The 20350-nt window shown below is 68.6% G+C and carries 20 protein-coding genes; 8 read left to right on the forward strand and 12 right to left on the reverse strand.

All coding sequences use genetic code 11. From position 1 onward, the window contains the following. Window positions 1-188: 188 nt before the first annotated feature. Entirely contained in the window at window positions 189-2027 is a 1839-nt protein-coding gene (locus tag JHW48_RS12490; RefSeq protein ID WP_240637871.1) for a glycosyltransferase, read from the forward strand. Here JHW48_RS12490 and JHW48_RS12495 read toward each other — a convergent pair. Then, entirely contained in the window at window positions 2024-4813 is a 2790-nt protein-coding gene (locus JHW48_RS12495; RefSeq protein WP_119886586.1) for a [protein-PII] uridylyltransferase family protein, read from the reverse strand. The genes JHW48_RS12490 and JHW48_RS12495 overlap by 4 nt on opposite strands. A gap of 196 nt (window positions 4814-5009) precedes the next feature. Between JHW48_RS12495 and JHW48_RS12500 the strand changes: the two genes are divergently transcribed. From JHW48_RS12500 to ilvN, 3 genes are all read left to right on the forward strand, one after another. After that, window positions 5010-5849, forward strand: coding sequence for an arginyltransferase (locus tag JHW48_RS12500; RefSeq protein ID WP_119886587.1), 840 nt, complete (start codon window positions 5010-5012; stop codon window positions 5847-5849). Window positions 5850-6002: 153 nt separating this feature from the next. Next, window positions 6003-7757: an acetolactate synthase 3 large subunit gene (locus JHW48_RS12505; RefSeq protein ID WP_119886588.1), complete on the forward strand. Its 1755-nt coding sequence runs from the start codon at window positions 6003-6005 to the stop codon at window positions 7755-7757. 25 nt (window positions 7758-7782) lie between these two features. Next, window positions 7783-8343, forward strand: a complete 561-nt coding sequence (gene ilvN / locus JHW48_RS12510) for an acetolactate synthase small subunit (protein WP_119886589.1) — start codon at window positions 7783-7785, stop codon at window positions 8341-8343. A 59-nt stretch (window positions 8344-8402) separates the two neighbouring features. On the opposite strand, the gene JHW48_RS12515 is transcribed toward ilvN, so the two are convergent. From JHW48_RS12515 to JHW48_RS12530, 4 genes are all read right to left on the reverse strand, one after another. Further along, on the reverse strand, window positions 8403-8771 hold the full coding sequence (locus JHW48_RS12515) for a hypothetical protein (protein ID WP_205961923.1): 369 nt from the start codon (window positions 8769-8771) through the stop codon (window positions 8403-8405). Between the two features lie 180 nt (window positions 8772-8951). After that, window positions 8952-10232, reverse strand: coding sequence for a DUF2254 domain-containing protein (locus JHW48_RS12520; protein WP_119886590.1), 1281 nt, complete (start codon window positions 10230-10232; stop codon window positions 8952-8954). 2 nt (window positions 10233-10234) lie between these two features. After that, entirely contained in the window at window positions 10235-10813 is a 579-nt protein-coding gene (locus JHW48_RS12525; protein ID WP_272835856.1) for a M48 family metalloprotease, read from the reverse strand. 40 nt (window positions 10814-10853) lie between these two features. Beyond that, entirely contained in the window at window positions 10854-11003 is a 150-nt protein-coding gene (locus tag JHW48_RS12530; RefSeq protein ID WP_272835610.1) for a hypothetical protein, read from the reverse strand. A gap of 154 nt (window positions 11004-11157) precedes the next feature. On the opposite strand from JHW48_RS12530, the gene JHW48_RS12535 reads away from it, so the two are divergent. From JHW48_RS12535 to JHW48_RS12545, 3 genes are read left to right on the forward strand one after another with little or no spacing between them, the layout of a single operon-like run. After that, window positions 11158-11403, forward strand: coding sequence for a hypothetical protein (locus JHW48_RS12535; RefSeq protein WP_119886432.1), 246 nt, complete (start codon window positions 11158-11160; stop codon window positions 11401-11403). Window positions 11404-11433: 30 nt separating this feature from the next. Further along, window positions 11434-12018, forward strand: a complete 585-nt coding sequence (locus JHW48_RS12540; protein WP_119886433.1) for a nitroreductase family protein — start codon at window positions 11434-11436, stop codon at window positions 12016-12018. Continuing rightward, window positions 12015-12731, forward strand: coding sequence for an EI24 domain-containing protein (locus JHW48_RS12545; RefSeq protein ID WP_272835611.1), 717 nt, complete (start codon window positions 12015-12017; stop codon window positions 12729-12731). Before JHW48_RS12540 ends, JHW48_RS12545 begins: the two co-directional genes overlap by 4 nt. Here the strand turns inward: JHW48_RS12545 and JHW48_RS12550 are convergent. After that, the gene (locus JHW48_RS12550; protein WP_119886434.1) at window positions 12688-12957 is read right to left on the reverse strand and encodes a DUF1467 family protein; all 270 of its coding nucleotides are present in this window, start codon (window positions 12955-12957) and stop codon (window positions 12688-12690) included. The two genes, JHW48_RS12545 and JHW48_RS12550, sit on opposite strands and share 44 nt — an antisense overlap. After that, the gene (gene mce, locus JHW48_RS12555; protein ID WP_119886435.1) at window positions 12957-13361 is read right to left on the reverse strand and encodes a methylmalonyl-CoA epimerase; all 405 of its coding nucleotides are present in this window, start codon (window positions 13359-13361) and stop codon (window positions 12957-12959) included. The genes JHW48_RS12550 and mce overlap by 1 nt, the downstream gene beginning before the upstream one ends. Window positions 13362-13487: 126 nt before the next feature. Here mce and JHW48_RS12560 point away from each other — a divergent pair, with 126 nt between their 5' ends. Continuing rightward, the gene (locus JHW48_RS12560; protein ID WP_119886436.1) at window positions 13488-14222 is read left to right on the forward strand and encodes a response regulator; all 735 of its coding nucleotides are present in this window, start codon (window positions 13488-13490) and stop codon (window positions 14220-14222) included. A gap of 273 nt (window positions 14223-14495) precedes the next feature. Here the strand turns inward: JHW48_RS12560 and aspS are convergent, their stop codons facing one another. The 5 genes from aspS to cobT form a co-directional block, all read right to left on the reverse strand. Continuing rightward, on the reverse strand, window positions 14496-16271 hold the full coding sequence (aspS, locus tag JHW48_RS12565; protein ID WP_119886437.1) for an aspartate--tRNA ligase: 1776 nt from the start codon (window positions 16269-16271) through the stop codon (window positions 14496-14498). 61 nt (window positions 16272-16332) lie between these two features. Next, the gene (locus JHW48_RS12570; RefSeq protein ID WP_336390888.1) at window positions 16333-16953 is read right to left on the reverse strand and encodes a CPBP family glutamic-type intramembrane protease; all 621 of its coding nucleotides are present in this window, start codon (window positions 16951-16953) and stop codon (window positions 16333-16335) included. 14 nt (window positions 16954-16967) lie between these two features. Beyond that, window positions 16968-17771, reverse strand: coding sequence for a glycoside hydrolase family 25 protein (locus JHW48_RS12575; RefSeq protein ID WP_419182418.1), 804 nt, complete (start codon window positions 17769-17771; stop codon window positions 16968-16970). A 176-nt stretch (window positions 17772-17947) separates the two neighbouring features. After that, window positions 17948-18289: a hypothetical protein gene (locus JHW48_RS12580; RefSeq protein WP_119886440.1), complete on the reverse strand. Its 342-nt coding sequence runs from the start codon at window positions 18287-18289 to the stop codon at window positions 17948-17950. 94 nt (window positions 18290-18383) lie between these two features. After that, complete coding sequence (gene cobT, locus JHW48_RS12585) at window positions 18384-20252, reverse strand: cobaltochelatase subunit CobT (protein WP_119886456.1); 1869 nt, start codon at window positions 20250-20252, stop codon at window positions 18384-18386. Window positions 20253-20350: the final 98 nt, after the last annotated feature.

A 20350-nucleotide genomic window follows, 5' to 3' on the forward strand; every position in this document is an offset into this window, starting at 1 on the left:
ATCAGACGACAGTGATATTAAATGGTCCAACCCTTGCTCCGCGAGATCTTCGTCGGCTCGGTGAAATCTTTGTTAATGAGGGCCTGATCACCATTGATCGCTTGGAGGCCGCGAAGTCCATCAAGCAGAATACTGGCCAAAAGCTTGGTCAGGTCCTTTTGGAACAGGGGTGGATCACAGCAACTCAGTTGGCGCACGCCCTTTCCCGGCAGTGGCGCACCACCGCCATCGACCCTGATCAAAGCCCCGCCGACCCCCGCCTGGTCGATGCCGCCGGCGCCGGGTTCTGCCTGACCCACGGGCTGTTGCCGTGGCGGCGGATCGGCGGCGTCACCTGGATCGCCACGGCCCGGCCCGACCGCTTCACCGACCTGCTGCACCGCCTGCCCCGGTCCTTCGGCCATGTGCGCATGCTGCTCTGCACCGAGGCGCAGATCGAGGCGGGGGTGCTGGCCTCCAGCCGCACCCGCCTGATCCGCGAGGCCGAGCTGCGCGTGCCCGCCGCCGAAAGCTGTCGCAGCCGCAACCAGGCCCGCACCGCGCGGCTGGCCTGGATCGTGATGCTGGGGGTGATCGCGGGGCTGATCCTGCTGCCCACGCTGGTCGTCGGCGCCTTGGCCTTCTGGGCGATCCTGACCCTGCTGACCCAGAGCGCGCTGAAGCTGGCGGCATTCCTGGCCGCCCGCCGCGCGGGGCCGCAGCCGGTCCCCGAGGCGGGGGCGGATGTGCCGCTGCCGGTGATCTCGGTGATGGTGCCGCTGTTTCAGGAAAGCGATGTCGCGGGCAAGCTGGTCGCGCGACTGGCCCGGCTGACCTATCCGCGCGACCGCACCGACATCCTGCTGGTGATCGAGGCCAGCGACGACGTCACCGAACGCGCGCTGGAGGGCGTGCGCCTGCCCCATTGGATGCGCGTGATCCGCGTGCCCGACGGGCCGATCAAGACCAAGCCCCGGGCGCTGAACTATGCGCTGAACTTCTGCCGGGGCGAGATCGTGGGCATCTGGGATGCCGAGGACCGGCCCGATCCCGACCAGCTGCATGTCGTCGCCCGGCGCTTCCACCACGCCCCCGCCGACGTGGCCTGCCTGCAGGGGGCGCTGGATTTCTACAACCCGCGGACCAACTGGCTGGCCCGCTGCTTCACGGTGGAATATGCGGGCTGGTTCCGGGTCCTGCTGCCGGGCGTGGCGCGCTTGGGGCTGGTGGTGCCGCTTGGCGGGACGACCCTGTTCTTTCGCCGCGCGCTGCTGGAACGGGTCGGGGCCTGGGACGCGTGGAACGTGACCGAGGATGCCGATCTGGGCGTCCGCCTGGCCCGCCGCGGCTATCGGACCGAGATCATCAACACCACCACCGACGAGGAGGCCAACTGCCGCACCCTGCCTTGGATCAAGCAGCGGTCGCGCTGGCTCAAGGGCTATGCGATGACCTGGGCCGTGCATATGCGTGACCCGGCCGCGCTTCATCGCGACCTGGGGGCGTGGCGGTTCTGGGGCTTTCAGGTCCAGTTCCTGGGGGCGCTGTCGCAATACCTGCTGGCCCCGATCCTCTGGAGCTTCTGGCTGATGGCGCTGGCCCTACCCCATCCCCTGCGCCCGCCGCTGGAGGCAGGGATCGGCCCTTGGATCATCACCGCGCTGTTCGTGACTTTCGTCGCTTCCGAGGCGTTGAGCATCTTCATCGGCATGCGCGCGGTCCGCGGGGCCAAGCACCGCCACCTGCTGCCATGGGTGCCGACGCTGCATCTCTATTATCCCCTGGGGTGCCTGGCGGGGTGGAAGGCGATCTACGAGGTGGTCGCGAAACCCTTCTATTGGGACAAGACCGCCCATGGCCTCTATCTGGAGGCGGCCGAGGCCCTGCCCGCGCCGCTGGCGCCGGGGCTGGTCTCGATCCCGGTGCTGGGCCAGATCGGCGGGCGCAGCCTGTCCGAGGTCGCCGCCGAATTGCAGGACAGCGCGCAGGCGGCCAGCCAGCCCGGCCCGCCGCCCGCAGAGCCGCTGCCCGAACAGGCCCGCGCCTAGGGGCGGGGAACCAGCGCGTCGATCAGGCCCGCGGCCTCCCCGGCCAAGCTGCCCGCGGTCGCGGCCAGATCGTCCAGATCCGCCGCCCCGCTGTCGCGCAGCAGGAAATCCCGACCGCCCTTGCCGATCTCGGACGGGGAGGGCACCCGGTCGGTCAGCAGCCGCCCCGAGGCATGCAGCCCCCAGAGCATCCGCCAGATCGAGGCCAGCCGATCCGCCTGTTCCGCCGTCAGCAACCCCGCCCGGCGCCCGGCCCGCAGCTGCGCCAGGCTGCTGCGGGCCCCGTCCCCCGCCCGCAGCGCGCAGCTCTGGGCGATCAGGTCGATATCCTGCAACCGCCCCGGCCCTTGGCGCATGTCCAGCGCCCCGCGCGCGGGCTTGGCGGCGAACAGGCGGTCGCGCATCTCGGCCAGATCGGGCAGGACCCGGGCATCGCCGCCCCGCGCGCGCAGGACCTGCAGGCGCAGATCCTCGATCTCGGCGGCCAGGGACGCGCCTTCGGGGCCGGCATGGGCGACGGCGCGGGCGCGGGTCAGGGCCAGATGTTCCCAGGTCCAGGCCTCGTCCATCTGATAGGCGCGGAAACTGTCCAGCGAGGTCGCCACCGGCCCTTGGCGCCCCGAGGGGCGCAGCCGCATGTCGACCTCGTAGAGCCGCCCCTCGGCCGTGGGGGCGGACAGCGCGGTCACCATCGCCTGCGTCAGCCGCGCGTAATAGGGCCGCGCCGCCAAGGGCCGCGGCCCCTCGGACGCGTCCTGCCCCCCGGCATCATAGATCACGATCAGGTCCAGGTCCGACCCGGCATTCAGCACCCGTGCCCCCAGGGACCCCATGCCCAGGACCACCGCCCCGCGCCCCGGCGGGGGGCCGTGGCGGCGGGCGAAATCGTCGGCCGTCACCGGGAACAGCCCGGCCACGCAGGCCCCCGCCAGATCGGCATAGTGCTGCGCGGCCTCCTCGGCGCCGATCAGGCCGCGCAGGTGATGCACGCCGATGCGGAACTGCCATTCATGCGCCCAACGCCGCGCCGCATCCAGCGCGCGTTCATAGCCGCCGCCGGGCCGGGACAGCGCCCGGTTCAGCGCCAGGTCCAGATCGGCGCGCAGCCCCTCCGGGCCGGGCCAGGGGGCGAAGAAGCTGCCCGCCAGCACCCCGTCCAGCACCGCCGGGTGCCGCGCCAGATAGGCGGCCAGCGCGGGCGCGGTGCCGCAGATATCCACCAACAGGTCGATCAGCTGGGGATTGGCCTCGAACAGCGCGAACAGCTGGACCCCCGCGGGCAGGCCGGACAGGAAGCCGTCGAACCGGGCCAAGGCCTCGGCCGGGTGGCCGGACCGGGCCATGCGCGCCAGCAGCGGCGCCTCGATCCGGCGAAAGATCTGACGCGCCCGGTCCGACCGCAGCGCGGGATAGGACTGCCAGCGCTGGATGATCGCGCGGGATTCCTCGGAAAGCTCGGGCGCGGGCTCGCTCGGCGCGGCGGGGGCGAAGAAGCTTTCGGTCAGGTGATGGACGCGGGCCAGCCGGTCCTTCAGCGCCGCGCACCAGGCGGCGGGGTCGTCCTGGCCCGACAGGGCGGCGACGATGCGCAGCCCCTCGTCATCCTTGGGCAGGCTGTGGGTCTGGGCGTCGTTCACCATCTGGATGCGGTGTTCGATGTCGCGGTGCTGGCGGTAATGATCGGTCAGCTCGCGCGCCACATCGGCGGGCACCCAGCCCTTTTGCGCCAGCGCGGCCAGCCCGCCCACCGTGTCGCGGGCGCGCAGATCGCGGTCGCGCCCCCCCGCGATCAGCTGGCGGGTCTGGGTGAAGAACTCGATTTCCCGGATGCCGCCCTGGCCCAGTTTCAGGTTGTGGCCCGCCACCTCCAGCCGCCCGCCCAGGCCCTTGTGGTCGCGGATGCGCAGCCGCATGTCATGGGCGTCCTGGATCGCCGCGAAATCCAGATGCTTGCGCCAGACGAAGGGGCGCAGCTCGCGCAGGAACCGCTGGCCCGCCGCGATGTCGCCGGCCGCCGCGCGGGCCTTGATGAAGGCCGCGCGTTCCCAGGTCCGCCCCTCGGCCTCGTAATAGGCCAGCGCGGCGGCGGTCGAGATGCAGACCGGCGTCACCGCCGCATCGGGCCGCAGCCGCAGGTCCACGCGAAAGACATAGCCGTGTTCGGTCACGTCCGACAGGGTCGCGGCCATCCGGCGCGTGGCGCGGATCAGGGCGGCGCGCGCCTCCATCTGGTCCGCCTCGGCATAGGCGGTCTCGTCGAACAGCACGATCAGGTCGATATCGGAGGAATAGTTCAGCTCGCCCGCGCCGCCCTTGCCCATGGCCAGCGCGAAGATGCCGCCCGCATCGGCCTGGCTGGGGGGCAGCTTGCCGCGCCGCGCCTCGGTGGCGACATGGGCGCGCAGGGCCAGGTCCACGGCCCGGTCGGCCAGATCCGACAGCGCGCCGGTCACCCGCTCCAACGGCCAGACGCCGCCCAGATCGGCCAGCGCGGTCAGCAGCGCCACGCGCCGTTTCGCGCGCCGCAGCCCGACGGCCAGATCGTCGGGGGACAGATCGGCAAAGCCCGCCGTCTCGCGCGCCATGACATCGTCGTGATCCAGCGCGCCGGGCAGCCATTCCGCCTCGCGCCGCAGCAGGTCGGCCAGATAGGGGCTGGACCCCGCCGCCCCGGCGATCAGGTCGCGCACGGGCCGGGGCAGATCGGCGAACAGGCCCGCCACATCCGCCGCGCGGGCGTGATCGACGGGCAGCGGCAGGCGGGTGATGCGGGATGCGAATGTCATGGCGGGCAGATTAGCCGCCGCCCGGCATCAGTCAACGTGCCCCGGGACGGCAGGACCGTGCCAAGGGGCGCACTACCCGCTTGGCCTGTGGGGGAAAGGTTGCTAGGCTCACGCGATCAACCGCCCGGCGGAACGGAAATCGCAGCGCCCGCATGACCAGCCGTGACCTGAACAGCAGCCGCAAAGGGCGCGCGTGATGCGCCATACGCTTCCCCATGCGCCGCAATTCTATGTGACGGCGCCGCAGCCCTGCCCCTATCTGCACGGTCGGGCGGAACGCAAGCTGTTCACCGCGCTTCAGGGCGACAATGCCGCCGACCTGAACAACGCCCTGTCGCGGCAGGGCTTTCGCCGGTCGCAGAACGTGCTCTATCGTCCCAGCTGCGAAAGCTGCGTGGCCTGCATGTCGGCGCGCATCCGGGTGGCCGATTTTGCCCCCACCCGTACGCAGCGCCGCGTCCATCAGCGCAACACCGCCCTGCGCCGCCTGGCCACCAGTGCCTGGGCCACCGAGGAACAGTTCGAGCTGTTCCGCCGCTATCTGGACCGCCGCCACGCCGATGGCGGCATGGCCGACATGGACATCTTCGAATTCGCCGCCATGATCGAGGAGACCCCGGTCAAGACCCGCGTCATCGAATATCGCTGCGACGACGACGCCATGCCGGAGCTGCGCCCGGGCGACGACCATCTGGCCGCCGTCTGCCTGACCGACGTGCTGGATGACGGGCTGAGCCTGGTCTACAGCTTCTATGACCCGCTGCTGACGCCGGCCAGCCTGGGCACCTATATCATCCTGGACCATATCGAGATCGCGCGCGCGGCGAACCTGCCCTATGTCTATCTGGGCTATTGGGTGCCGGGCAGCCGCAAGATGGACTACAAGGCCCGCTTCAGCGCATTGGAGATCTACAAGGGCGGCGTCTGGCAGGATATCGGCAACCCCGAGGATCATTCGAACGAGGCCCATCCCCTGTCCGTCGATCCCATCGTCGAACAGGTGGCCCGGATCGCCCTGCCCCAGTTCGACCGCTGAACGGCGAAATAAAGTTTCAAGAACCGCCGCGTCTGCGTCATTTTATCCGCAGCCACCCATTGACCCTGCCCGGGCGTCACCCTAGTTTGCGCCGACGTCGGGGTGCCGTGACGCGTGCCCCGGACAGGTCCTTTACGATGATGGAGCAAGACGATGTCCCGAGAGATGACGGGTGCGAGAATGGTGGTCGAGGCGCTGCGCGATCAGGGCGTCGATACCGTATTCGGCTATCCGGGCGGGGCCGTCCTACCCATCTATGACGAGATCTTCCAGCAGAACGACATCACCCATGTCCTGGTCCGCCACGAACAGGGTGCCGTCCACATGGCCGAGGGCTATGCCCGCGCCACGGGCAAGCCGGGCGTCGTGCTGGTGACCTCCGGTCCCGGTGCCACGAATGCGGTCACAGGGCTGACCGACGCGCTGCTGGATTCGATCCCGCTGGTGGTGCTGTCGGGCCAGGTCCCGACCTTCATGATCGGCACCGACGGGTTCCAGGAGGCCGACACCGTCGGCATCACCCGCCCCTGCACCAAGCATAACTGGCTGGTCAAGGATACGGCCAAGCTGGCCGAGACGATCCACAAGGGCTTTCATGTCGCGACCTCGGGCCGTCCCGGCCCGGTGCTGATCGATATCCCCAAGGATGTCCAATTCGCCACCGGCCCCTATGTCGGCCCCAAGCAGATCGACAAGGGCCGCTATCAGCCCGCCAAGAAGGGCGATCTGGACGCGATCACCCGCCTGGTCGAGCTGATGGAACAGGCCGAGCGCCCGATCCTCTATACCGGCGGCGGGGTCATCAATTCCGGCCCCGGCGCCAGCCAGCTGCTGCGCGAACTGGCCGAGGGGACGGGCTTTCCGGTGACCTCGACGCTGATGGGGCTGGGCTGCTATCCGGCATCCGGCAAGGCCTGGCTGGGCATGCTGGGCATGCACGGCACCTATGAGGCCAATCTGGCCATGCATGGCTGCGACCTGATGATCAATATCGGCGCGCGCTTCGACGACCGGATCACCGGGCGGATCGCGGATTTCAGCCCCGGCTCGGTCAAGGCGCATATCGACATCGACCCGTCGTCCATCAACAAGGTCGTGCGCGTCGACGTGCCGATCGTCGGCGATGTCGGCCATGTGCTGGAGGACCTGCTGAAGGTCTGGAAATCCCGCGGCCGCAAGGTCAACAGCCCGGCACTGAAGCAGTGGTGGGGCCAGATCGAGGAATGGCGGGCGCGCAAATGTCTGGCCTATCGCCCCAGCAGCACGATCATCAAGCCGCAATATGCGCTGGAACGGCTGGAGGCGCTGACCAAGGGCCATGACCGCTACATCACGACCGAGGTCGGCCAGCATCAGATGTGGGCCGCGCAATATCTGGGCTTCGAGGGGCCGAACCGCTGGATGACCTCGGGCGGGCTGGGCACGATGGGCTATGGCCTGCCGGCCTCGATCGGTGTGCAGATGGCGCATCCGGAGGCGCTGGTCATCAACGTCGCGGGCGATGCCAGCTGGCTGATGAACATGCAGGAGATGGGCACCGCGGTGCAGTTCCGCCTGCCGGTCAAGCAGTTCATCCTGAACAACGAACGCCTCGGCATGGTGCGCCAGTGGCAGCAGCTGCTGCATGGCGAGCGCTACAGCCAGAGCTGGTCGGACAGCCTGCCCGATTTCGTCAAGCTGGCCGAGGCCTTCGGCTGTGCGGGCGCGCAGGTGCGCGACCCGAAGGATCTGGACGCGGCGATCCAAGCGATGATCGACTATGACGGCCCCTTCATCCTGGACGTGCTGGTCGAGAAGCACGAGAACTGCTTCCCGATGATCCCCTCGGGCAAGCCGCATAACGAGATGCTGCTGGGCGAGGCCGAGACGCAGGGCGTGATCGAATCCGAAGGCGCGGTGCTGGTCTGACGGCCGGACAGGAAAGGGCAGAGCCATGAACGCATTGAACATCCAGAAGGGCATGTCGCGCCATTCGGCCTATGACCTGCGCGATCCCCATTCCCAGGTCGAGGAAAGCCACACCCTGGCCATCATGGTCGAGAACGAGCCGGGCGTCCTGGCCCGCGTGATCGGTCTGTTTTCCGGGCGCGGCTACAATATCGACAGCCTGACCGTGGCCGAGGTGGACCATACCGGGCACCGCTCGCGCATCACCGTGGTAACGCGCGGCACACCCTCGGTCATCGAACAGATCAAGGCCCAGCTGGGCCGGATCGTCGTCGTGCACGAGGTCCATGACCTGACGGTCGAGGGGCCTGCGGTGGAACGCGAGCTGGGCCTCTTCAAGGTGCGCGGTCAGGGCGACAAGCGCGTCGAGGCGCTGCGCATCGCCGAGATCTTTCGCGCGAATGTCGTCGATTCGACGCTGGAAAGCTTTGTCTTCGAGCTGGTGGGCACGCCCTCCAAGCTGGACGCCTTTGCCGATCTGATGCGGCCCTTGGGGCTGATGGACCTGGCCCGGACCGGCGTCGCCGCCCTGTCGCGCGGCATCTGACGGCAAAAGACCCGCCGGACGATCTTCCGGCGGGTCGGGTTCCTTGTTTCAGCGTGATCTCAGCGCGCGGCGCCCAAGCGCGCCAGCACCGGCGACAGGGTCGCCGGGCGCGGCGGCACGGCGGGCGCGTCAGCTTGGGGGCGGTCCTGCTGGGCCACGACGCGCAGCGCCGGGCGCGGCGCCGGGGGCGTGTCCGCCAGCAGCCGCGGCAGGTCCGGGCAGCCCTGTTCGGACAGCATTGTCACCTGCAGCGCATGGCGCAGGTTGCCGACGGTCCGGGTCTCCAGCTCCACCAGGTCGCCCGGCTGCGGCCAGACGGGTCCCGCGAAATTCGCATGTCCCTGAAGATAGGCCAGCGTGGCCTGATCCTCGCACCAGATGATCGCCTTTTCCCGCGATCCACTGCTCCAAACGACGACCCCGATCATGGGCGATCCTTCATCCGTCCGAGGGCCTGTTGCATCCCCGGGTTGTCAATACAAAAACTGGCGCATTTGCGCGAATTTGATTGAACTAAAGCAGAAATCCGCCGGTTTGCCAGCATTTTTATCCTGCGCCCGGAACTTTTTTTCACGCGGCGGTTGCAGCGTGTCGTGGCTGGCACAGGCTCAGCCGGCCTCGGCCAGAACCCTCTGCGATGCGGCCCGGATGCGGGCCTTGTCGGCCTCCAGGACCAGCCCCTCCAGCCCATGGGCCAGCAGCTGCGGCGACAGGGCGCGGGCGGGGGGACCGAAGACCTCGGGCGCCTGCCGGACCAGCCCCAGCAGCATGTCCTGCAGCGCCGCCTGCATCTCGACGATCGAGGCGCCGTCGCGGGCCAGGGGGATCAGGCTGTCCTCCAGGATCTCCTCGGCGGTGATGCTGCGGATGTGCAGGCGCGGATAGGTGACCTCCGGGGCGACCTCCTCGGTCCAAGCGGACAGGATGCGCATCATCCGCACCGTTGCCGAGATCGCGGTGCCTGGGTCGTTCACCGCGGGCGACAGGGCGCGCTGGCCCATCTCGGACAGGACGCGAAAGCCGAATCGGGGGTCCTGTTCGAAGCTGCGCGTGGGCCGCAGGGTGAAGCAGCCGACCAGCGAATCGCGAATCGGTCCGGCCTCGTCCGGGTCGCCCGGCAGGCCGTTCACATGCAGCAGAGGCCGCCCGGCATGGACGAGGTCGCCCGGCGTCGCGGTCATCCAGACGATCAGCCCATGCGTCTCGGCCAGGCCCGACAGGCTCTCCATGTCGCAGGACTGGACATGGCCCACCTCGGGCGTCAGGACCGGGACGGAATCGGCGGGGGCGTCGCCGCGCATCGGGTTCGCGCCCAGCCACGGCCGGTCGAGGCGCGCATGCAGCGTCACGGCGGTCGCGGTCTCCAGCCGGGTCAGGTTGTCGCCGATCAGGCCCAGCTCGCCCAGCCTGTTGATCCAGCGCAGCAGCGACACGATCACGACCAGGATCACCAGCAGCGTCACCGCGAACAGCACCACCCGCCCGCCATCGCCGTAAAGCTCGGTGTTCAGCATGATCAGCCCGACCAGGCTGAAGACGAAGGCCCCGATGAAGGTGGCCAGCACCGTCTGGCTGACCCCGTCGCGCACCAGCAGCGTCACCGCCCGCGGCGTGGATCCCGAACTGGCAGTCGCATAGGCCGCCGTCAGGATCGACAGCGAGAACGTCGTCACCGTCAGCATGGAGGAGGCGACGATGTCCAGGATCGGCTCGATCGCCTCGGCCCCGATCTGGCCGGCCAGCCCCGCGGGGATCTGGTCGCGCAGCAGCGATCCCGCCACCGCCGTCACCAGCCCCAGAACCGCGAAGATGGTGACGCGGAACCACAGGGAGTTCAGGATCTCGTGCAGCCGCCAGCGCAGGCGGCTCACCCCTTCCAGCCGCGCCATCCTCAGCGGACGCGGCCGGCCTGGACGTCGCCCACCGCGCGGCGGACCTGCGTCAGGCGCTGCGCGCGCGAGGGGTGGGTGCCCAGCACGTGGTTGCCGGGATCCGGGATGCGTTCGAACAGGCGCGATCCGTTGATCGGGTCATAGCCCGCGTTCAGCGCGATGATGGCGCCCAGATAATCGGCCTCCAGCTCCCATTCGCGGGAATAGTATCGCGACCCGACCGAGGCGCCGATCTCCTGCGCGCGGGCCACGGCCGAGGTGTCGCCGCCATAGGCCGACGCGATGCTGCCCAGCACCACGGCGGCGGCGGTGGCCGCGCCCGACCGGCGGTCCAGGTGGTTCAGGATGTGATGCGCGGCCTCGTGGCCGACGACGAAGGCGATCTCGTCGGGATTGCGGGTCTGGGCGATCAGCGACAGGGTGAAGCCCACGACCGGGCGGCCGTTGCGGTCCACGGTCTGGAAGGCGTTGGGTTCCAGCCCCGGGCGGTCGTCGACGACGAAGACGAAGTCGCAGCTGATGGGCCGGGTGCGGCGGGCCAGGCAATCCTCGCGGACCTGCGGCTCCATCCGGCGCATGACCTGCACGAAGCTGCGGGCCGCGCCACTGGGGGTGGCGTCATGGGGGGCGATGCGGGGGCAGGCCCACGCGGGCCGGGGCCTGCTGGGACGGCTGCGGGGCGGGCATGGTGGCGCCTTCGGGCATAGGGGCGCAGCCCGCCACCGCCAGAACGGCCACCAGGACCCCCGCCAACCAACCCTGCGCCATCCGTCCTGCCATCTGCCCTGCCCTGATTTCGGCGCCGCGGCGGCACCTTTTGACCTTTCGCGCAGTTTACCCCCTGCGGATGCGGCGGCAAGCCCGGCTTCTTGCCGCACGGCGCCATTCACGCGATTGTCGCCCCAGCCACAAGGAGATTCGGATGTTCACCATCGAGCATGACTTCGACGCGACCGTGATCACCCTGATCGACGAGGCCGGGCCGAACACCCGCCCCCTGAACGAGGATGTGGTCATCCTCAGCTTCGACGACCGGGTGATCCTGGAACAGATGAGCGAGGATGGCGAGGAGGTCGTCCGCATCAGCCTGTCCATGCACCAGCTGACCGAGCTGCGGCTGGCCCTGAACCTGCCCGAGGGCAATTACCGCATCGAAAAGCGCGACTGACGCGCAAGGCCCCGGCCGGAAAGTGACCCCATGACCGATCGACCCGACCAACCCAACCAGGCGGCTCTGGACTTCCTGGCCACGCGCCGGTCGCATCCGCCCAAGCTGCTGACCGGCCCCGCCCCCGACCGCGCGGCCATGGAGCGCATCCTGACCTTGGCCGCCCGCGTCCCTGATCACGGCAAGCTGGAGCCGTGGCGCTTTCTGGTGCTGGGCCGGCAGACGCTGGACGATCTGGCCCTGCAGCTGCACCGGGCGGTGCTGGATGCGGGCCAGGACCAGGCGGCCGCGGACAAGGCCGCCTCGGCCATGGCCTCGCCGGTCATCGTCGCGGTGATCCTGTCGCCGGTGGACAGCCCCAAGGTGCCGCTCTGGGAACAGACCCTGTCGGCGGGGGCGCTGTGCCTGGGGGTGGTGAATGCGGCGCTGGCCTCGGGCTGGGGGGCGGCCTGGCTGACGGGCTTTGCCGCGCTGGACGCGGATTTCGGCCGCGCCCATCTGGGCCTGGCCGAGGGCGAGCGCATCGCGGGCCTGATCCATATCGGCACCCGCGGCGCCACCCCGCCCGAACGTCCGCGCCCCGATATCGCCGCCAAGACCCAGTGGCGCGCGTGATCGCGGTCCGGGCCTTGGCGCGGGGCTGGGGGGATCTGATGCGCCCCTCGGTGCTGCGGCTGGCGATCCTGGGCGTGGCGCTGACCGTCACGCTGTTCGTGGCGCTGCAGGTGGCGATCTTCTGGGTGATCCGCATACTGGTCCCCGGCGGCGTCACCTTGCCTTGGCTGGGCCAGGTCGATTACGGGATGATCTTTTCCTGGGGGTCGCTGGCGCTGTTTCCGATCATGGGGTTCTTCCTGATGGCGCCGGTGGCGGCGGGCTTTGCGGGCCTGTTCGCCGAAAACGTCGCCGAGACGGTCGAGCGCATCCACTATCCCGACCGTCAGGGCCGGTCGCTGGATTTTCTCGACGGGCTGTTGGAGGCGGGGGCGGTGATGCTGGCCATGCTGGGGATCGCGCTGCTGACCTTGGTGCTGACGCCCTTTCTGGGGCCCTTGGCGCCGGTCCTGTTCTTTGGCGCCAATGGCTGGCTGCTGGGGCGCGAGTTCTTCCAGATGGCCGCGCGGCGCCACATGCCCGAGATGGCCGCGCGCGATCTGCGCCGCGCCCATGGCGGGCGCGTGCTGGCGGTGGGGGTCGCGGTGGCGATCGGGCTGGTCATCCCGGTGGTGAACATCACCGTGCCGCTGCTGGCGGCGGCGGCCTTCACCCATCTGTTCCAGATGGTCAGCGGATCAGCTGGTCCAGGTTCGAGATATCGGCCCGCGTGATCAGCCCGCCAAAGATGATGACCGCGATCACCGCCCACATCAGCGAGGTGATCGCCGTCGTCCACAGCAGCTTGCGCCGCCAGTTGACGCCTGATGGCGCGCCCGCATGGGTGCCCGGCACCACGGCGCCGGCATCGGCCTGGCTCTGCTGGCCGATGGGCATGACCACGAACAGGGTCAGAAACCACAGGGACGCGAAAAGGACGATACCGCCGGTCAGGTTCATCAGACTTGCTCCAGTTCGATCAGGCAGCCGTTGAAATCCTTGGGATGCAGGAACAGGACCGGCTTGCCATGGGCCCCGATCTTCGGCTCGCCGCCGCCCAAGACGCGCGCGCCTTGGGCCAGCAGCCGGTCGCGGGCGGCCAGGATGTCCTCGACCTCGTAGCAGATGTGATGGATCCCGCCCGCGGGGTTCTTGTCCAGAAACCCCTGGATGGGGCTGTCCGCGCCCAAGGGGTGCAGCAGCTCGATCTTGGTGTTGGGCAGCTCGATGAAGATCACCGTGACGCCGTGATCGGGCTCGTCCTGGGGCGGGCCGACGGTGGCGCCAAGCGTGGTCTGGTATTGCGCCGCCGCCGCCGACAGGTCGGGGACGGCGATTGCGACATGGTTCAGGCGACCGATCATCACATCCTCCGTTTCCGGGCTTTCTACGGCTTTCGGGCCCTGCGGGAAAGGAAAAGCGGCGTCGTTAACCGCTTCTTAGGGATTCGGGGCTTTTATGGGGTGATCGAGAGGAACGGGGATCGCGCCATGCAGACCGAACAGCACAGCGAAGCTGCCAAGCCCTTGCCGCAATGGCGTTTGTCGCTGCCCAACAGGCCCCTGACCGGGCTGACCGTGCTGGTGATCGAGGATTCGCGCTTTGCCAGCGAGGCCGTGCGCCTGCTCTGCCTGAAATCGGGTGCGCGGATTCGCCGCGCGGATTGCCTGCGTTCGGCGGACCGTCACCTGCGGACCTATCGCCCGGCGGTGGTGATCGTGGATCTGGGCCTGCCCGATGGCGACGGCGTGCCGCTGATCGCCGAGATGAACCGCGCCGAACATCGCGTCCCCGTGATCCTGGCCATGTCCGGCGATGCCGACCGCGCGGCCGAGGCGATGGCCGCGGGCGCCGACGGCTTCCTGCCCAAGCCCGTCGAAAGTCTGGCGGTGTTCCAACAGGCGATCCTCAGCCGCCTGCCTGCGGGCATGGCCGGGACCGCGCTGCGCGCTTTGCCCGATGACGTGATCCAGCCCGACGCATCGGGGCTGCGCGACGACCTGACCCATGTGGCCGAGATCCTTTCCAGCGCCCAAGACACGACCGAAATCGACTATATCGCCCGCTTCCTGGCCGGGGTCGCGCGATCGGCGCGTGACCCCGCGCTGGAGGCCGCGGCCGCAGCACTGGCGCGCGACCATGACGCGGGCAATGCCTTGGCCACGGACCTGGCGCGGATCAGCGGCATGGTCCACGACCGCCTGGCCCATGCCGCCGAGATGTGAGGCGGCGAGACAGGCTCCACCTTTTTTACCGCCTCGGTCACTTGGTCAAAAAACGTAGCTTGAAGCCGCTCTTGCTCGCCGCAACGGTGGAACGCAGAAGAAATATGGCTTCACCCGCGCTCTACGTAACTTATTCTGTGCAAGCGGCTTATCGCTTCGGATCATCGAGACGACAGCCCTCAAAGGCATACCGAACGACTTGTAGCAAGATCGGCTTGGCGATGCGCCAGCCCATCGCCTGACCGTACTGCCATCAGCCCCGAGGCCTCGCTCTTATTCCTTCGGCAAGGACCGCAGGCGCAGGTCGCGCATCTGTTCGTTGGTAGGCTCACTGGGGGCGCCCATCATCAGGTCCTCGGCGCGCTGGTTCATCGGGAACATGATGACCTCGCGGATGTTCTGCTCATCCGCCAGCAGCATCACGATCCGGTCGATCCCGGCCGCACAGCCGCCATGCGGGGGCGCGCCATAGCGGAAGGCCTTGACCATTCCGCCGAAGCGCTTTTCGACCTCGGAGGCCGGATAGCCCGCCAGTTCGAAGGCCTTGAACATGATCTCGGGCTTGTGGTTGCGGATCGCGCCGCTGATCAGCTCATAGCCGTTGCAGGCCAGGTCATACTGGTATCCCAGCACCTTCAGCGGATCGCCCTCCAGCGCCTCCATCCCGCCCTGCGGCATGGAGAAGGGGTTGTGGCTGAAGTCGATCTTGCCGTCATCGGTCTTCTCATACATCGGGAAATCGACGATCCAGGCGAACTTGAACTGGTTTTCATCGATTAGGCCCAGCTCGCGGCCGATCTCGGTCCGGGCGCGGCCCGCGACGGCCTCGAACTGGTCCGGCTTGCCGCCCAGGAAGAAGGCCGCGTCACCCTCGGCCAGACCCAGCTGCGCGCGGATGGCCTCGGTCTTCTCAGGCCCGAGCGCCTTGGCGATGGGACCGGCGGCTTCGGTCGAGCCGTCCTCGGCGCGGCGCCAGATGATATAGCCCATGCCGGGCAGGCCTTGGCTCTGGGCGAAGGCGTTCATGCGGTCGGCGAACTTGCGGCTGCCGCCGGTGGGGGCGGGAATGGCGCGAACCTGGGTGCCCTCCTGCTCCAGGAGCTTGGCGAAGATGCCGAAGCCCGAGCCGCGGAAATGGTCGCTGACCACCTGCATCTCGATCGGGTTGCGCAGGTCGGGCTTGTCGCTGCCGTATTTCAGCAGCGCATCGGCATAGGGGATCAGCGGCCAGTCGGCATCGACGCGGCGCCCGCCGCCGAACTCCTCGAAGAGGCCTTGGATCACGGGCTGGACGGTGGCGAAGACGTCCTCCTGCCGGACAAAGGACATCTCCATGTCCAGCTGATAGAAATCGGTGGGCGAGCGGTCGGCGCGCGGGTCCTCGTCGCGGAAGCAGGGCGCGATCTGGAAATACTTGTCGAAGCCCGCGACCATGATCAGCTGCTTGAACTGCTGCGGCGCCTGCGGCAGGGCATAGAACTTGCCCGGATGCAGGCGCGAGGGCACCAGGAAGTCGCGCGCGCCCTCGGGGGAGGACGCGGTGATGATCGGGGTCTGGAATTCGGTGAAGTTCTGGTCCCACATGCGGTTGCGGATCGACCGGATCACATTGGACCGCAGCATGATGTTGTCATGCAGGCTCTCGCGGCGCAGGTCCAGGAAGCGATAGGCCAGCCGCGTCTCCTCGGGGTAGTCCTGATCGCCGAAGACCGGCAAAGGCAGCTCGTCGGCGGGGCCCAGCACCTCGACCTCGGTGGCATAGACCTCGATCTCGCCTGTGGGCAGCTTGGGGTTGACCAGCGACGCGTCGCGCAGCTTCACGCGGCCGTCGATGCGGATGACGGTCTCGGCCCGCAGACGCTCCATCGCGGCGAAGGCGGGGCTGTCGCTGTCGGCCAAGACCTGCGTCATGCCGTAATGGTCGCGCAGATCGACGAACAGCACGCCCCCATGGTCGCGGACCCGGTGGACCCAACCCGACAGGCGGATGGTGGACCCGGCATCGGCGGCCTTCAGGTCGCCGCAGGTATGGCTGCGATAGGCGTGCATGTGCGTTTTCCCCAAGTTTTCAGCCCCCGCACAAAGCGCGGGACGGCGGGGAAGTCAACCGTTAGAACGGCCGGACCACATTGCCGGTATAGAAGTAGAGCCCCATCCCCATCGCGAACAGGATGTTGCCCGCCACCGCATGCAGCACGAAGGCCGCCGGAAAGCCGTGGCGCAGATAGGCGCGGGCAAAGAACCAGCCGCCGATGAAGGTCATGATCACCACGATCCAGGACCAGAACATCAGATGCGCGAAGGAGAACACCGCCGCGTTCAGCGCCAGCGCCGCGCGCCCCTGTGGCAGGATCGCGCCATAACGGTGAAAGAACAGCGGTCGAAAGATCAGCTCCTGCGGCAGGGCGGACAGGATCGGATAGAAGGCCCAGATGACCAGCAGGAATTCCGGCCGGTTGCGGATGATGACGAACAGCGCCTCGGGCCGGGTCAGGGTCAGGATGACCCAGCTGGCCAGCGCGGTGGCCAGGGCGATGCCCGCCACCTCGCGCCAGGGCATGCGCCGCCAGCCGCGCACCAGGATGCGCCAGCGGAACCCGCCCGTCAGCCACAGCAGTCCCATGCCCGCCAGGCTGAACACCGCCAGCGCCGTGAACAGCGCGTCGCCGGGCAGGAACAGCGCAATGACCAGCGGCGCCCCGATATAGAGCGCCGCGAACTCGAACCTCAACCAGCGATGCGGGGCTACCGCACCAGTCGTCTCTGCAACCATCGTGACCAATCCGCAGCGGACCCTACAAAGGCGTTGATATCGACATCACCCCGGATGCCCGGCACGATCCCCGTGCCCGTATATTGCCAGAAGGTCCAGGCCTGGCCGGGATAGGTCACACGGGGGTGATCCGCCACCGAACGCAGCCAGAATTCCGCGTTCATGCGGCCCATCTGGTTTTCGCGATAGAAATCGACCGTCGTATAGATCACCGGGCGCTGCCCGTAATGGCGGCCGACGATCTGCATGAAGATCTCGGCCTCGCGCAGGACCTCGGACGGGGGCGGGCGTCGGGGGCAGTTGCGCGAATTGGTCCATTCCAGGTCCAGCACCGGCGGCAGCGATCCGGCCTCGCGCGGGACGTTCTGGATGAACCAATAGGCCTGCTCGGCCCCGGTCCGGCAGAAGTAATAGAAATGATAGGCCCCGCGCGGAATGCGCGCCTGCGCGGCGTCGTGCCAGTAGCGGCGGAAGTTCGGGTCGGAATGGTCGCCCCCCTCGGTCGCCTTGATGAAGGCAAAGCTGATCCCGGCATTGCGCACGCGCATCCAGTCGATGTCACCCTGCCACCGGGATACGTCGATTCCGTGAACGGCATGGCCGTAGGGCGCGCCGTTGCGCCAAGGATGCGGGCGGCTGTCGCCCAGCTGCGGGTTCGCGCCCGGCCCGGGGGCCACCTGGTATCCCTGCGGCACCCCGCCCGGCCCGCGCGGCGGCGTGCGCGCACAGGATACGGCAAAGGTCACCACGACCAGTCCCATCATCAGCTTTGTCAGAAATTTCATGCCTGCCCCATATGGTTTCGCGACGATTGCGCGTCGGACGCTTGCCGCGTCATTCCCCGCGTTATCGCAAAACCGTGAGGCCTTGTCACCGACCCAACCCGGTCACGGTTGCGTCAGATGGCCCGGCCCTCAGCTGTCGCGCGGGCCGGGCCAAGTCGTTCTTGGGATCAGTTGGCCGGGGCCGGGGCGGGTTCGTCCACCGGGCCGCCGGTCGGCGTGTCGTCCCCCGCCGGGCGGTCGGCATTGCCAACGGGGCCGGCCGTGCCGTCGGCGGGGGTGTTGTCGCCGCCGGTGATCGGGGGCGCGGTATCCTGGCCCAGGCCTTCGGCATCGGTGATCGGCGTGCCCTCGGGCGGCGGGGTCGTCGCGATGCCGTCATTCTGTTCATCCGCACCGGGCGAGAAGACCAAGAAGGCGATCAGGGCGACGGCCAGCGCCACGATGATGGCGATGATGGCCGGTTTGTGCTTGCGGGCGGCCTTCTCGGGATTGTCGTGGTTAAAGGACATGCGTCACCTCATTGTTTCGTGACAGGGGAACGTCGCCCGCGCGGGGCGGTTCCCGGCGCTTGCGTGGAAATGCAAGGGCTTGGCCGGGGGGCCGTCAGCCCCTGCGAATGCCGCCCATGCCCAGCACACGGGCGCGCTTGCGCGGGTCGCTGTCGAACAGCGCGGCCAGCTGTTCGGTGATCGCGCCGGCCAGCTGTTCGGCATCGGTGATCGTCACCGCGCGCTGATAATATCGCGTCACGTCATGGCCGATGCCGATCGCCAACAGCTCGACCGCGCGGCGGCGCTCGACCATGGCGATCACGTCGCGCAGGTGCTTTTCCAGGAAATTCGCCGGGTTCACCGACAAGGTGCTGTCATCCACCGGCGCCCCGTCCGAGATCACCATCAGGATCTTGCGCGCCTCGGCCCGCTTGACCAAGCGACGATGCGCCCATTCCAGGGCCTCGCCGTCAATATTCTCCTTCAGCAGGCCCTCCTTCATCATCAGGCCCAGATTCGGGCGCACCCGGCGCCAGGGCGCATCGGCGGATTTGTAGATGATGTGGCGCAGGTCGTTCAGGCGGCCGGGCTGGGCCGGGCGGCCCGCGGCCAGCCAGGATTCGCGCGCCTGCCCGCCCTTCCAGGCGCGGGTGGTGAATCCCAGGATCTCGACCTTGACGTTGCAGCGTTCCAGCGTGCGGGCCAGCACATCGGCGCAGATCGCGGCGATGCTGATGGGCCGCCCGCGCATCGACCCGGAATTGTCGATCAGCAGCGTCACCACCGTGTCGCGGAATTCGGTGTCCTTCTCGATCTTGAAGGACAGGGGCATGGTCGGGTTCGCCACCACGCGCGCCAGGCGGCCGGCATCCAGCACGCCCTCCTCCTTGTCGAATTCCCAGCTGCGGTTCTGCTGGGCCTGCAACCGGCGCTGCAGCTTGTTGGCCAGGCGGCTGACCGCGCCGCGCAGCGGGTCCAGCTGCTTGTCCAGATAGGCGCGCAGGCGCTCCAGCTCGGCCGCGTCGGCCAGATCCTCGGCGCGGATCTCCTCGTCCCAGGTCTGGGCAAAGACGCGGTAATCGGGGCTGGCATCGCTGACCGGGGGCGGCAGGTCGGGCGGGCTGTCGCTGTCGGGCATCTCGGCCTCGTCGGACATCTCGTCCTCGGAGGATTCGTCCATGCTGACCTGCGCCTGGCGCTCGTCCTGGGTCTGTTCCTGGCTGCGCTCGGGGCTGGCCTCGGCCTCGTCGCTGTCATCCTGGTCGCGGGCCTGGTTGTCGCCGGCCTCCTCGTCCTGCTCGGCCTCGTCCTCGGCCTCGTCCTCCTCGGGGGCGTCGGGATCCTCGCCCAGCTGATCGCCATAGCCCAGATCGGTGATGATCTGGCGCGACAGCCGCGCGAAGGCCGCCTGGTCGGACAGCGCGCCGGTCGCCCCGGCGATGGTGCCCGCGGCCTGGCTTTCGACGAAGGGACGCCACAGATCGGCCACATGCTGGGCCGCGGCGGGCAGGCTGCGGCCGGTCGCGGCCTCGCGCAGGATGTATCCGGCCGCCACCGACAGGGGCGCATCGGCAGGCGCCTTGATCTGGGCATAGCCCTTGCGGTCGGCATCCGCGCCGATCCGCGCGTCGATATTGGACAGCGCGCCGGGCATGTCGCGCGCGCCCAAGGCCTCGCAGCGCGCCGTCTCCATCGCCTCGTAGAGCTCGCGCGCCATCGGTCCCGCGGGGGCATAGCGCGCATGGGTGGCCGCGTCATGATGGCGCACCCGCATCGCCAGCGCATCGGCGGTGCCGCGCGCCATCAGCACCTCATCGCGCGTCAGGCGGCGGCTGACCTGCGGCAGGCGCATCGTGTCGCCCGCGACCCCGGCGGGATCGGCGCTGAAGGTGACGTTCAGATCGCCGTCATCGGCCAGGGCCCGGGTCGCCTCGGTCAGGGCCTTCTTGAAGGGATCGGCGGGATTGTCGCTGCGTTTCATGCCGACCATAGAACACCACCCGGCGCGGCAGGCAAGGCCCCGCTGAACCCGGGGCCCGCCTTCGGTGTTGTGCCCCCGCATCCCATCCCCGAAAGGAT

This window comes from Paracoccus aestuarii (assembly GCF_028553885.1).
Lineage (GTDB): Bacteria > Pseudomonadota > Alphaproteobacteria > Rhodobacterales > Rhodobacteraceae > Paracoccus > Paracoccus aestuarii.

What these genes read in the sequence shown, in the direction of transcription:
- JHW48_RS12550 (WP_119886434.1), bottom strand. Translation starts at nt 12,957, where the DNA reads ATGAACCTGACCGGCGGTATCGTCCTTTTCGCGTCCCTGTGGTTTCTG.
- JHW48_RS12525 (WP_272835856.1), bottom strand. Translation starts at nt 10,813, where the DNA reads ATGCGCCGGATGGAGCCGCAGGTCCGCGAGGATTGCCTGGCCCGCCGC.
- JHW48_RS12580 (WP_119886440.1), bottom strand. Translation starts at nt 18,289, where the DNA reads ATGTCCTTTAACCACGACAATCCCGAGAAGGCCGCCCGCAAGCACAAA.
- JHW48_RS12495 (WP_119886586.1), bottom strand. Translation starts at nt 4,813, where the DNA reads ATGACATTCGCATCCCGCATCACCCGCCTGCCGCTGCCCGTCGATCAC.
- JHW48_RS12560 (WP_119886436.1), top strand. Translation starts at nt 13,488, where the DNA reads ATGCAGACCGAACAGCACAGCGAAGCTGCCAAGCCCTTGCCGCAATGG.
- JHW48_RS12520 (WP_119886590.1), bottom strand. Translation starts at nt 10,232, where the DNA reads ATGGCGCGGCTGGAAGGGGTGAGCCGCCTGCGCTGGCGGCTGCACGAG.
- JHW48_RS12500 (WP_119886587.1), top strand. Translation starts at nt 5,010, where the DNA reads ATGCGCCATACGCTTCCCCATGCGCCGCAATTCTATGTGACGGCGCCG.
- mce (WP_119886435.1), bottom strand. Translation starts at nt 13,361, where the DNA reads ATGATCGGTCGCCTGAACCATGTCGCAATCGCCGTCCCCGACCTGTCG.
- cobT (WP_119886456.1), bottom strand. Translation starts at nt 20,252, where the DNA reads ATGAAACGCAGCGACAATCCCGCCGATCCCTTCAAGAAGGCCCTGACC.
- JHW48_RS12540 (WP_119886433.1), top strand. Translation starts at nt 11,434, where the DNA reads ATGACCGATCGACCCGACCAACCCAACCAGGCGGCTCTGGACTTCCTG.
- JHW48_RS12505 (WP_119886588.1), top strand. Translation starts at nt 6,003, where the DNA reads ATGTCCCGAGAGATGACGGGTGCGAGAATGGTGGTCGAGGCGCTGCGC.
- aspS (WP_119886437.1), bottom strand. Translation starts at nt 16,271, where the DNA reads ATGCACGCCTATCGCAGCCATACCTGCGGCGACCTGAAGGCCGCCGAT.
- JHW48_RS12530 (WP_272835610.1), bottom strand. Translation starts at nt 11,003, where the DNA reads ATGGCGCAGGGTTGGTTGGCGGGGGTCCTGGTGGCCGTTCTGGCGGTG.
- JHW48_RS12515 (WP_205961923.1), bottom strand. Translation starts at nt 8,771, where the DNA reads ATGATCGGGGTCGTCGTTTGGAGCAGTGGATCGCGGGAAAAGGCGATC.
- ilvN (WP_119886589.1), top strand. Translation starts at nt 7,783, where the DNA reads ATGAACGCATTGAACATCCAGAAGGGCATGTCGCGCCATTCGGCCTAT.
- JHW48_RS12535 (WP_119886432.1), top strand. Translation starts at nt 11,158, where the DNA reads ATGTTCACCATCGAGCATGACTTCGACGCGACCGTGATCACCCTGATC.